Below are 11,885 nucleotides of genomic sequence, written 5' to 3'. Positions count from 1 at the left end.
AATCTAACCTACCCGAAACGGCTTGCAGACTCAGTTGCCCAAGAAGGCGTAGCCACACGAGTTACCTTAGGTTGTTGTGGTATCACTTCTTCATCGGTAACAGTATTGTGGGTGGTCAAATTCACACAGGAAGGAGCAAAGAAAAAGATACTATCAGCGACTCGTTCTTGCTTACCATCAATGGCATAGGTGGCACCAGCCACAAAGTCAACACAACGCTGCGCCTGATCTGGTTCCATAGTGGTCAGGTTGACAACAATAGACTTACGCTCACGCAGGGCTTGGATCGCCGCAGGCATTTCTTCAAACTTGCGAGGATACATAACAACAACTTCAGAGGTTCCACCAGCACCGGGCATATCAATTACGTTATTACTATTTTCCATACTTCCTCTAAAAAATGATGGGCGACTACGACGGGGGGGAGCAGAAACTTCTTCAGATGTTGCCACAGTTTCTTCTACTTCTAGACTTTTTTCTTCGGTTTCTAGTTTGTCATAATCGTAGGCATAAGCATCTTCAAACCCAATCATATTTTTAAATTTGTCAAATAATCCCATCTTTACAAGCTCCTCTATGAATTTTATTGAATTTTGGTTGGAATGTTGGCTTAATTTAGATAAATAGATCAATCATGAAGATTAACCAGTAGAGCTTAACTTTTTAGGTTTCTGCTCTAAATTTATTTACGAACTAAATACTACGGCAATGACTTTAACTAATATCTGCCAAAAAATCTAGTTAGTTGGGAGAACTTTCTCTAAGTAACTAAGAAATTTATTGATAAGTTCTTGCCTGTTAAATATCCAGTATTTGATTGATTTAATGTTGTATTTATTACTACAAATTTTCTTTAAATTAGCTATCCTTTAGGAATTTATTGACGCTACATTAAACCATATTCCATGTTTTAGGGTTAAGAAAAGGTTAATTTATTTTTAGTTCTTGTACAAGCGGAAAATTCATCCAAAAATTTTACTACCTACTCGAATCATGGTTGCCCCAGAAGCGATCGCACTATCATAATCCATTGACATTCCCATAGATAACTCTCGCAGATTTTTAAGACTTTGCCATTGTCCCAGTTGCAATCTAGCTTTTAAATCAGCGACCTTCTTAAATAAATTCAGAGACTGTGACTTATCTAATCCTTGGGGCAGAATTGTCATTAATCCCATAATTTGTAAATTTGGACAGGCATCTAGGGCAGGTAAATCGGCAATTAGTTCCTGTTCTGACCATCCGAATTTGCGGGGATCATGTGCTGGCTTGACTTGCAGACATATTTTAATTTGCTTATTTGTTTCTAATATTAGGCGATCTAATTGCTGTGCTAAGCTTAGTCGATCCACAGCATGAATCCAATCAAAGTTTAGTAGTGCCTGTCTTGCCTTATTGCTTTGCAAAGTGCCAATCATGTGCCAAGTAATATCTGCTAAATTTTGGAGTTGCTGCTTTTTAGCGATCGCCTCTTGTACCCTAGACTCTCCAAAATCCCTGATCCCTGCACTGTATGCCTCTCGCATTGCCTCTACAGTTGCATACTTACTTACAGCTATTAATTTAACCTGAGGAGGAATTTCCTGCTTAATCTGAAAAATGCGATCGGCAATGGAACTGTTCACTGATTCTGGACTGGTCAATAGCTCTTTTATCCTAGCATTTACGCTAAATGAATCTTACCCAAGACCTTAGGCTCCTTAGCACCTGTAACTTGGGGTAAATTGCCACATTGACCATGAAAGGTGAGGTAACCTAAAACCGCAAAGGCGATCGCTTCTTTGAAGTCTGAGTTAATTCCAACTTGATCCGTACTCATTACTAGGGCTGGAGCTAAAAGTGCTTTCAGTCTTTTCACTAAGTAGGCATTTCTATAGCCACCACCACAAATCAAAACTCGATCGGGAAAATCTGGTAAAAATAACCGATAACTTTGAGCAATCGCCTTCGCTGTAAATTCAGTTAGGGTTGCCAAAATGTCATGATTTGATAAATGCTTACACTGACTTAAAATTTGCTCTAGGTAACTGGGACAAAATAGCTCCCGTCCTGTAGATTTAGGCGGTGGCATCAGGAAAAAATCCTGCGCTAACCAAACTTTAATTAAGCTTAAGTCGGCATTACCTTTGGCTGCCAATTCCCCATTACGGTCAAAATCCACCCCAAATAATTTGGAACTTGCCATATCAATCAATACATTACCCGGAGCATTATCAAAGCCGAATACTTGATCCCCGCTGGCAGGCAAGTAAGTAAGGTTACTGATCCCGCCAATGTTCTGCACAACCGTATGCTTACCCTGTTGGGATAAAAATAATCGATCCAGCATAGATACCATCGGCGCACCCTGTCCACCCGCTTCAATATCCGCAGTGCGAAAGTCGCTTACAGTCATGATCCCCGTCGTTTTGGCTATTACGGCACCTCTGCCTAGCTGCACACTGTAACCTAATGTGGATTCTATGGGAGGACGATGAAATACGGTTTGCCCGTGGGATGCAATTAGATCGGGTTTAATTTGCGTTACGTCTATGATTTGATTAGCAACCTGAGCAAAGGCATTAGCGATCGCATCATCAAGGTTACAAATTTGGGCGATCGATCTTGGTTCCCCTGCACAAACTGCCAGAATCTCATCCCTAAGTTGGCGATCATAGGGAAAAGTTTTACCAGTAATAAAATTCAGCTTGATAGATTGAATAGATTGCTCGGACTGATTAATCTCTACCAAAGCCGCATCAATACCATCCACAGAGGTGCCACTGATCAAGCCAATCACTTTCATATAAGCTTAGATATAAGTTTAATCACTTAATCAATTTTAGTTAATCAACCTTTGAGAAAGGACTCACCAGTTTTCCTAGTTGCTGCACTAATAAGCTTAGGAATAACCCTACATCAGTAACAACACCCACAGATTCAACCGAGCCGCGATCGCTAAGCTTAGTTACAACGGCTGGATTAATGTCCACACACACCATTTTTACGCCAGCAGGAGTCATATTACCCACGCCAATAGAATGGAGCATTGAGGAGAGCATCAAAATCATATCTGCACCTCTGACCTGTTCGCTATAGAGTCTTTGCGCCTTAATTAAATCCATTTCTGTATCTGGCAAAGGACCATCATCACGGATTGAACCCGCTAATACAAAAGGAATATCTTTTTGTATGCACTCATACATGATCCCCGACTTAATGATCCCCGCTTCCACAGCCTTAGCAATACTGCCATAGCGACGAATCGTATTAATCACCTTAAGATGATGCTTATGCCCACCACGCACACTCACACCCCGTTGCATATCAACACCAAGAGAGGTTCCCATAATTGACTGCTCAATATCATGGACAGCGATCGCATTTCCCCCTAATAAAGACTGCACATAACCTTCTCGAATTAAATAGGAAAGATGAGCTACCCCGCCCGTATGCACAACCACTGGACCTGCTGTGACCACAACCTTACCGCCACGATCCCTAACCTGTCTAAGCTCCCAAGCAATTTGCTCAACTACAAGTTCTACCCGCCGTTCACTGGAGACTCCAGCCCCCATGAATGAAAATTCCTTAGTGGTTTTTTCTCTAGTATCAGCTTTATGGGCGGTGCGGATACCTTCCACTCCCACTACGACTTCTTCACCTAATTCCAAATCCCGCAAAAGTTTACATTTAACCGTAGGAATTGCCGAACTGCGATCAACGACTAACGCTCCATCCATGCGCTGAAATTGGCACTTGATCCAATGTCCATCAACTCGAACTTCCGTTGGGTAAATAGTCGAAGCATAGAAATCTTCAGGAGCAACACCCGCTTGCACTACCTTCTCTAAATCAGCATTAGAAGCCTCTTGCTCTGGCAATACCGCTCCCATATCGATCAGTTGAGTCATAATTGAATTCATGACTTGATGGGAAGGAGCAGACACCCGAATTTTTGCCTCAGATGTGCTTTGTTTTTGAATACCCAGCTTAAAGTCCAGAATTTGAAAGCTACCGCCACCTTCTAAAACCAGATCAAGGGCATGATTAACGATCCCCGAATCTAACAGATGTCCAGATAGTTCAATAATTCTTGATTCCAAAGCAATATGCTCATTGGCAATGGGAATAATTGGCTCCGTTACCCGTAAGGTCAAGCACTTGGCGGCACCACCTGCTTTTAAAAACTCAGTTAGAGGAGTCTCAACTACCGTAAACCCTTTTGCTGCTAATACTTGCTTGAGTTCCACACTTGCCTTATTCATAATTACCGTGCGATCAATATTCACCGTATTACAAGCAAAATTCAAAGCATCAGGCTCACTAATAGCAATACGCTTTTCGGGAGGTACCCGCATCTCAATAATTTGATTGGAGTAGTAATCAAAAGCAGGCGGATAGTAGAGTAAATAGCCCCCACTGAGCGGACAAAAGCAAGTATCTAAATGGTAGAAACGGTTATCCATCAGTCGCAAGGATAGTACTTCAATATCTAGCCACTTTGCCAAGTATGGATGGGAATCCAACTCAGACCTAAAGCCATATCCCGCCCACAACCACCGACCCTCACGGTCTAAAAGCGCATCTCCTGCCCCTTCAAAGGGTAATTCTGGAGGTAATTCAAATACTTTGTAGCCATTTTCCTCAAACCATGCCTTAAAGTATGGCTCTTCCCCTTGGCGTTCTTTATGGAAAAACCGACTAACGATCGCAATATTACCTAAAATCATGCCCGCATTAGCCGTAAAAACTAAGTCTGGAACTCCCTTTTGCGGTTTAATTAAATGTACCTCCGCTAGGCTTTGAATCGTTGCGTATAAACCCTGCCATTGTTCCACAGCGCGATCGCGACTAGATCGGTGAATATTACCTTCCATCCAAGGGTTAATTACATAGTCAACATCGTAGTGATCAGGCGGACACATCAAAAAGCTAATTGCGGCGGTCATAGAAATAGGTAAATTTGGTTAATGTAATGGCAAAACTGTCTGCCAATTGTCTTAGGTGACTGTATTTAGCACTTTATCATAATGGCAGATTACACAAGTTAGTTGGTATCTCTTAGTACAACCTGACCAATACCTGAATAGCCCCTGAGTAACAAGAGTAACTATTCCGCCATTTCCCAAAATTGACAATCTTTACAAGTCCCCAAAGGGTTAACAGCACAACGCATTAATTCTGAATGGGCATTATATTTACATCTAGCATCGCCAATTACCCAGCAACCATTGACTAGGCTAGTTTCCGAAGGCATATTAGTAACTTGAACTTGGATCACCATACTGCATAAGCGATACTGCCCCAGCTTTAATTGATAGCGATGCTTTCTTTCCAAAACTTTATATGCTTTGCCCTCAATTTCCAGATAGTTACCTGGTTGAGGAATCCAATCTAGGTATAACTTACCCAAGGATTTACTGGGATAATCTGTTAGAACTTCGGTCGGCAGTGATAGCTGTTCCATTAAGAATAATAATGATTTATTAAGGAATATATTTGAGCAATCAAGAAACTAATGTTAGTCCCTAGTCACAGCGACTATGATTACAAGATAACGGGCAAAGTTGTATGATTTAGATAGTAACAATACTTTAATAATACTTAAAGTGTGCTTGGTACTTAACCCTTCCGATCAAGATCAATCAATATAGATTCAAACTCAATTTCAGACTAAATACATATTCAATTAGGAGAATATATGGCATTTGAACTTCCTACATTACCATACGCAAAAGAAGCTCTAGAACCTTACATATCTGCACAAACCCTAGAATTTCACTATGGTAAGCATCATGCAGGCTATGTAACCAATCTCAATAACCTTACTAAAGACACAGAATTAGCTGACAAGTCCTTAGAGGAAGTTGTCAAAGTTACCTATGGTGATCCAGCTAAGGTTGGTATTTTTAACAATGCTGCCCAAGTCTGGAATCATACTTTTTACTGGAATTCCATTAAAGAAAAAGGTGGTGGAGTACCCACAGGTGCCTTAGCTGCAAAAATTGACGAGGATTTTGGTAGTTTTGAAAAATTCAAAGAAACCTTTAAAGCAACTGGCGTTGGTCAGTTTGGCAGTGGCTGGGCTTGGCTAGTGCTTGATCAAGGTACGTTGAAAATCACTAAAACTGCAAATGCGGAGAATCCATTAGTCCACGGACAAATTCCTCTACTCACCATTGATGTATGGGAACACGCCTACTATTTGGATTATCAAAATCGTCGTCCTGACTATGCTCAAACTTTCCTAGATAGCTTGGTTAACTGGGACTTTGCGGCTCAAAACTATGCGGCAGCAATCTAAATCATTGCTCTAAATATAAGGCTAAGAGTAGCTCTCATACCGAACTCTATGGTTGGGGGCTTTTTTTTAGGAAATTTTCTGCTATTATTACTGTCTACCTATCCCATCGTTAAAGACTAGGTTTTAAGAGATGTAAGAGTAGTACTTTTATGTCTCTCACTCTTAAATAAAATGGGAAGTAAAAAACGGGCGGATGGCGGAATTGGTAGACGCACTAGACTCAAAATCTAGCGAAGAGATTCGTGAGAGTTCGACCCTCTCTCTGCCCATAAATTTAACTTGGTAACTCTAATAAATCTCTAGGGACGATAATTAAGGCTGAAATACAGGGCAGTATCTTGGATGTTATTGCTGCGATCGCTCAGATTAATTAAGGGTAAAGCATATTCTAGTCGGGCGGTTAGACGTTTAATTGGCTCCCAAATTACCCCAATACCTGTGCCAGCCAGAAAATTTTGACTAGGAGTGGAGTTAGGGTTGCCTGCATTATTCCAAACCACACCTGTATCAAAAAAGGGAACTAGCTGCAAAACTGGATCGCCTGCGGCATTTCTCTGCACAGTGAAACGATTTTCTGCTGATATGCGGAGCCCATTATCACCGATGCGAGCATTTTGGCGAAATCCCCGTACTGACTGTCCCCCGCCGATCACAAACTGCTGGGAAGGCAAAAGATTATTTGGAGTTAGCTGTAGGTCTGCTTGTAAAACCAGTAAATTATCATCATTCAGGACTTGCACCCGTTGAGCCTGCAATAACCAACTAAAGAACTGCCCTGAAGGAATAGGATCGGGATTGGAGGTGGCATTGAATATTCCTAAACCAAAATTAAATTGCGATCGCAAACCCCAAGCCCCTTGAGGATCACGACTTAAATAATCCTGTCCGAATTTCAAGACACTAGTGCGGGTAGCACCATTAGCATCGGCACCAATGGAGGGAAAAGGTAAGTTATCAAAAACAAAGGACTGCCCATTCAAATAGGTAAAACCCAAGGACAAAGCAAATTCCTGTCGGGGCGATCGTACAATTGGCTGTCGAAAATTAAACTCTAAAAGGTCGGAGTTACCACGAATATTTAAATCAGAAAATGCTGGGTCAGTAACCCGATAACCAGAAGGGGAATAGCGCAGTTGTAATGTGCCATTCATAGCATTAAGGGGAATTTGATAGCTAAAGTCAAACTGGCTTAACCCGCCTGAAAAACTACGATTATAGGTGGCACTAAACTGATCGCCTATCCCTTCAAATAGGTTTAAGTAGGTAAATCCTAGCCCAAATTTTTCGCTACCTATACTGGTGGTTGAATAGTTATCAATGCTGAAGTTGGTAATTAACGGGTTTGCTTCCTTAGCAATAATTACTAAGATACTCTGCCCCGGTTTATTGCCAGGTTTAAGGTTAGCTTCAATGTTTTGAAATAGAGGGTTAATCCGTAGTAATTTAAGTTGATCCTCTAAGCTGTCACGATTAAAGGGACTAAGGCTTGCCAACCGCACTCGGCTAAGAATATATTCTGGGTTCAGTCTTTCTATCCCTTCAATTTTAATGTCAGCAATAGTGCCTTCAACTACTTGAATTTTAAGGGTGCCATTGGTAATAGTTTGAACAGGGATAAATGCTAGAGAATTGATAAAACCGTTGTTGACATAGAGAGTAGTAATGGCATCGGCGATCGCATTTAATTCTTCCGAATTCAGGGTCTTGTTGAGATAGGGTTCAGTAATTTTAGGGATTTCGTCTTGAAATATACTGTTACCTGAAACTTCAATCGCTTTAATTGTAAGTGTCGGAGTCGAGCTATTTTCTGTATTTAATATTTGAGCTACTTGAGGTAATGGTACTTGAGCGATCGCCGATGTTGCCCATGTAGTTGAAAAACCTAGGGTTAAAAGTAGGAATAGAGAACGGTACATAGACACTTTTGACTCCAAACACAAAAATCCCGAGAGCAGTTTACTACATAACCTTACATTCAGTCTTACTTGTCCAAAAAAATTATTACTTTACAAAACTTATATTAAATCTAATTAGTAATTGTAGAGAAAGGTATCATTTTCTGTTGTTATAGATTAAACAGCCCTTGTATGATGGGCAAATATTAATTAACTAAGTTTTTATATACACATACTAAGTAAGGTAAATCAATGAGTGTTACAGCATCAAGCGGAGCCGTAAATGCCCGCCCCAAGTTATACCAAACAGCACTTACTTCCACTATTTCTCAGGTAGAACAGCAAGATCGTTTTCCGGGCAAATCGGAGCTTGATGACTTGACTACTTACTTTCAGTCAGGGCTAAAACGGATCGAGATTGCCGCTATTCTTACAGAGAAATCTGATGAGATCATCTCCCGTGCTGCTAGTCGAATTTTTACGGGCGGCTCACCCATGGCATTTTATGAAAAGCCTAAAGAATCTGTGGAAATAAAAATTGGTCAAGATGGTCGTCCCATTGATACCAGCAGAGGTATGCAATTAGGTACAGTTACTTATGCCGAGTCCAGTGGGGGATTCTTTGAAGCAATTAAGACCTTCTTTAGTGCTGCTGGCGGTGGGGATCAAGCTCCTGTTAGTTTCCGCCCGATTAATATTGCTCGCTATGGCGAAGAGCGGATGAAAAAGTCTCTCCGAGATTTAGGTTGGTTCCTGCGCTATACCACCTATGCCATTGTCGCTGGTGATCCCAATATTTTAGGGATGAATACCCGAGGTTTAAGGGCAATTATTGAAGCTGCTTGTTCTGCTGATGCCACGATTGTCGCTTTACAGGAAATGAAGCGGGCTGCCATTAGTTTTGTGCGTAATGACAAAGAAGCATCAGATATTATTTCTCAGTACATGGATGTGGCGATCGCCGAGTTTAAGGCACCAACTCCATCTAATAAAGCTCGTCAGCGTGATTCCTCAGATTTGCAAGGTTTATCTTTGCCCCAAAGCTACTTCAATAGTGCTGAACGTCGTCAGAAGTTTGTCCTCAAAACTGGATTGCCTGCCAGTGAAAAAAATAATGTGGTTAAAGCCGCCTATCGTCAGGTTTTTGAGCGGGATATTACCCGTGCCTATAGCCAAAGTATTTCTGATTTGGAATCTAAGGTTAAAAATGGCGAAATTTCAATCAAAGAGTTTGTGCGCCGCCTTGGTAAATCCACTTTATATCGAGATCAGTTCTTTACTCCCTTTATTAACTCCCGTGCCTTAGAACTGGCATTTAAGCATTTCCTTGGTCGTGCCCCCGAAAGCCGTGAAGAAGTCCAAAAATACTTTGCGATCGTCTCTAAAGGTGGTTTAGCCGCACTCGTGGATGCTTTAGTTGATTCGGCAGAATACAGCGATTACTTTGGCGAAGAAACTGTTCCCTATCAGCGTGGATTAGGGCAAGAAGCGCAACCTGCGCGTAACTGGGGAGCGCAGTTTGACTTGTTTAATTATGCTGCCCCGTTCCGCAAAATTCCCCAATTTATTACCCTATTTGCCGCTTATAAACAGCCCTTACCTGATCAGCACGTTTATGGCTCAGGTAATGATCCTTTGGAAATTCAATTTGGAGCAATTTTCCCTAAGGAAACTAAATCTCCAAGTGCTAGCCCTGCACCCTTTGGTAAAGATACCCGTCGGATTCTGATTCGGTCTGGGGCGGGCATTACTAACCAATTGAGCAATCCCAAAGCTAGAGGCGAGGCACCGGGTAGTCTGGGTCCTAAGGTTTTCAAATTGGAGCAAATTCCTGCTTTTAAAGGTAAAAAGTTCAATAAAAATGCCAGTGTTAAGTACTCTGAAAGTTCTACCCAAGCTGTAATCCGTGCTATTTACTTCCAAGTAATTGGACGGGATGTTTATTCGGGACAACGCTTAAAGGTTTCAGAAATCAAACTGGAAAATGGCGAAATCTCGGTTAAAGAATTTGTGCGCCAATTAGCAAAATCCAACTTGTTCCGTGACTTGTACTGGACTAAGCTCTATGTAACTAAGGCGATCGAATACATTCACAGACGCTTGTTGGGTCGTCCTACCTATGGTCGGGCTGAATTAAATAGGTATTTTGATATTTCGGCGAAAAAGGGGTTTTACGCCCTTGTGGATGCCATTATCGATACTAAAGAATATGAAGAGGCTTTTGGGGATGATACAGTTCCCTACGAGCGTTACCTTACCCCTGCGGGTGTATCTCTGCGTCAAAATCGTTTGGGAGCGATCGCCGAGGATAAAGGTACTGTGGTTGCCAAAACTGAAACGCCTAGGTTTGTGGTGCTTGGACAAGTTACGGAAGAGCGTTCTCCTGTATCCATTCGTGATCGCATTGCCCAAGGTGTTAGCAAAAAACGTGAGCAGACTAAGGTATTCAAGCTTGAGAACCTAGTCCCTACCGAGGTCAATACCCTAATTGGTGCTGCCTATCGTCAGGTATTTGAACGAGATATTGCCCCCTATGTGGTTAATTCTCAATTCTCCCGCTACGAAAGTGGTCTAAAGAATGGGGAAATCTCCGTTAAAGAATTTATTGAAGCGATCGGGACTTCTGAACTTTATATTAAAGAGTTTTATACTCCTTACCCTAATACCAAGGTAATCGAACTAGGGACTAAGCATTTCCTAGGACGCGCCCCTTTAGATCAAGCTGAAATTCGTAAATATAATCTGATCTTGGCAAATCAGGGGATTAAAGCCTTTGTTTCGGCGATCGTTAATACTCAAGAGTATTTAGAAGCTTTTGGCGAAGATGTAGTTCCCTATAATCGCTTTGCGACATTCCCTGCGGCAAACTTCCCCAATACTCAAACTTTGTATAACCGTCTCACCAAGCAAGATAAGTCCATTGTTGTACCTAGCTTTGAGCCAGTGAAACCCAGTATTGATCCTAGTCAGTCCCCACTAATAACCAGTGCGATCGCTCGCATCAAAGCCGCCGAGTTACTGCCTGATCTAACTAGACCTCGATTTGTGGAACTAGGCAGATCATTTGCTAATGGTAATGGTCAGTCTGTAGAAGCAGGAGTCGGTACCAGTCGGCGTAAGCCCGCCCGCATCTTCCGTCATACTCAAGGTACTAACTCACCTGAAACCAACCAAGTAATCAGTGCAATTTATACCCAAGTCATGGATGTATTTACTGGTCAACCTACGGAACTCTTCCGTGTTAGCAACTTGGAAAGCAAGCTCCGTAATGGGGAAATCTCTGTTAGAGAGTTTGTTAGAGACTTAGCCTCTTCGGAACAATATCGTAAGCGCTTCTATACCCCTTACCCCAATACTAAGGTTCTAGAGTTGCTCTTTAAGCACATTCTAGGTCGTGCTCCCGCTACTCAAGCTGAAGTCCGTCAGTACAATAAAATCTTGGCAGACAAAGGCTTAAAGGCAGCGGTTCAAGAATTAGTAGAATCTAGTGAATACAACACAATTTTTGGTGAAGATGTGGTTCCCTATAAGCGTTATCCAAGTCTTCCTGCGGGTAATTACCTCGGCAGCATAAAAGTTGATAATGATCTTATCAAACAATCTTGGTCTGACCTCTCACCTAGCTATGTGGGTGGGCGATCGCCTGCTAAAAAATAGGTACTAAGAGTACTAAGTAAATAATTTAATCTAAATCACGGATGGGT

General features: G+C 41.8%; 8 protein-coding genes and 1 tRNA gene. 3 read left to right on the top strand and 6 right to left on the bottom strand.

Going from position 1 to position 11,885, the window contains the following annotated elements:
• Positions 1 to 8 precede the first annotated feature (8 nt).
• From SYN7502_RS21265 to SYN7502_RS01080, 5 genes are all read right to left on the bottom strand, one after another.
• Positions 9 to 560, bottom strand: a complete 552-nt coding sequence (locus SYN7502_RS21265) for a cell division protein SepF (protein WP_015167052.1) — start codon at positions 558 to 560, stop codon at positions 9 to 11.
• A 402-nt stretch (positions 561 to 962) separates the two neighbouring features.
• Positions 963 to 1,643, bottom strand: a complete 681-nt coding sequence (locus SYN7502_RS01095; protein ID WP_246828951.1) for a YggS family pyridoxal phosphate-dependent enzyme — start codon at positions 1,641 to 1,643, stop codon at positions 963 to 965.
• Positions 1,644 to 1,663: 20 nt separating this feature from the next.
• On the bottom strand, positions 1,664 to 2,785 hold the full coding sequence (locus SYN7502_RS01090) for an anhydro-N-acetylmuramic acid kinase (RefSeq protein WP_015167050.1): 1,122 nt from the start codon (positions 2,783 to 2,785) through the stop codon (positions 1,664 to 1,666).
• Positions 2,786 to 2,825: 40 nt separating this feature from the next.
• Positions 2,826 to 4,931: a bifunctional arginine dihydrolase/ornithine cyclodeaminase gene (gene argZ / locus SYN7502_RS01085; protein WP_015167049.1), complete on the bottom strand. Its 2,106-nt coding sequence runs from the start codon at positions 4,929 to 4,931 to the stop codon at positions 2,826 to 2,828.
• A 161-nt stretch (positions 4,932 to 5,092) separates the two neighbouring features.
• On the bottom strand, positions 5,093 to 5,449 hold the full coding sequence (locus tag SYN7502_RS01080) for a DUF6464 family protein (protein WP_015167048.1): 357 nt from the start codon (positions 5,447 to 5,449) through the stop codon (positions 5,093 to 5,095).
• 234 nt (positions 5,450 to 5,683) lie between these two features.
• Between SYN7502_RS01080 and SYN7502_RS01075 the strand changes: the two genes are divergently transcribed.
• Positions 5,684 to 6,286 (top strand): superoxide dismutase, encoded by a 603-nt coding sequence (locus SYN7502_RS01075; RefSeq protein WP_015167047.1) that lies wholly within the window; start codon positions 5,684 to 5,686, stop codon positions 6,284 to 6,286.
• A 187-nt stretch (positions 6,287 to 6,473) separates the two neighbouring features.
• A tRNA-Leu gene (locus tag SYN7502_RS01070) sits at positions 6,474 to 6,555 on the top strand.
• A 30-nt stretch (positions 6,556 to 6,585) separates the two neighbouring features.
• Here SYN7502_RS01070 and SYN7502_RS01065 read toward each other — a convergent pair.
• A complete protein-coding gene (locus SYN7502_RS01065) occupies positions 6,586 to 8,202 on the bottom strand; it encodes a ShlB/FhaC/HecB family hemolysin secretion/activation protein (RefSeq protein ID WP_015167046.1) in 1,617 nt (538 codons plus the stop codon).
• 231 nt (positions 8,203 to 8,433) lie between these two features.
• On the opposite strand from SYN7502_RS01065, the gene SYN7502_RS01060 reads away from it, so the two are divergent.
• Positions 8,434 to 11,838, top strand: coding sequence for a phycobilisome rod-core linker polypeptide (locus SYN7502_RS01060; RefSeq protein WP_015167045.1), 3,405 nt, complete (start codon positions 8,434 to 8,436; stop codon positions 11,836 to 11,838).
• Positions 11,839 to 11,885 lie beyond the last annotated feature (47 nt).

This window comes from Synechococcus sp. PCC 7502 (assembly GCF_000317085.1).
Lineage (GTDB): Bacteria > Cyanobacteriota > Cyanobacteriia > Pseudanabaenales > Pseudanabaenaceae > PCC-7502.
The sequence above is the reverse complement of the archived record's forward strand: the minus strand, read 5'-3'. Positions and strand labels throughout refer to the sequence as shown.

Bases quoted from the DNA above. Each gene is read 5' to 3' on its own strand.
- SYN7502_RS21265 (WP_015167052.1), bottom strand. From the start codon at position 560: ATGGGATTATTTGACAAATTTAAAAATATGATTGGGTTTGAAGATGCT.
- SYN7502_RS01090 (WP_015167050.1), bottom strand. From the start codon at position 2,785: ATGAAAGTGATTGGCTTGATCAGTGGCACCTCTGTGGATGGTATTGAT.
- argZ (WP_015167049.1), bottom strand. From the start codon at position 4,931: ATGACCGCCGCAATTAGCTTTTTGATGTGTCCGCCTGATCACTACGAT.
- SYN7502_RS01080 (WP_015167048.1), bottom strand. From the start codon at position 5,449: ATGGAACAGCTATCACTGCCGACCGAAGTTCTAACAGATTATCCCAGT.
- SYN7502_RS01075 (WP_015167047.1), top strand. From the start codon at position 5,684: ATGGCATTTGAACTTCCTACATTACCATACGCAAAAGAAGCTCTAGAA.
- SYN7502_RS01065 (WP_015167046.1), bottom strand. From the start codon at position 8,202: ATGTACCGTTCTCTATTCCTACTTTTAACCCTAGGTTTTTCAACTACA.
- SYN7502_RS01060 (WP_015167045.1), top strand. From the start codon at position 8,434: ATGAGTGTTACAGCATCAAGCGGAGCCGTAAATGCCCGCCCCAAGTTA.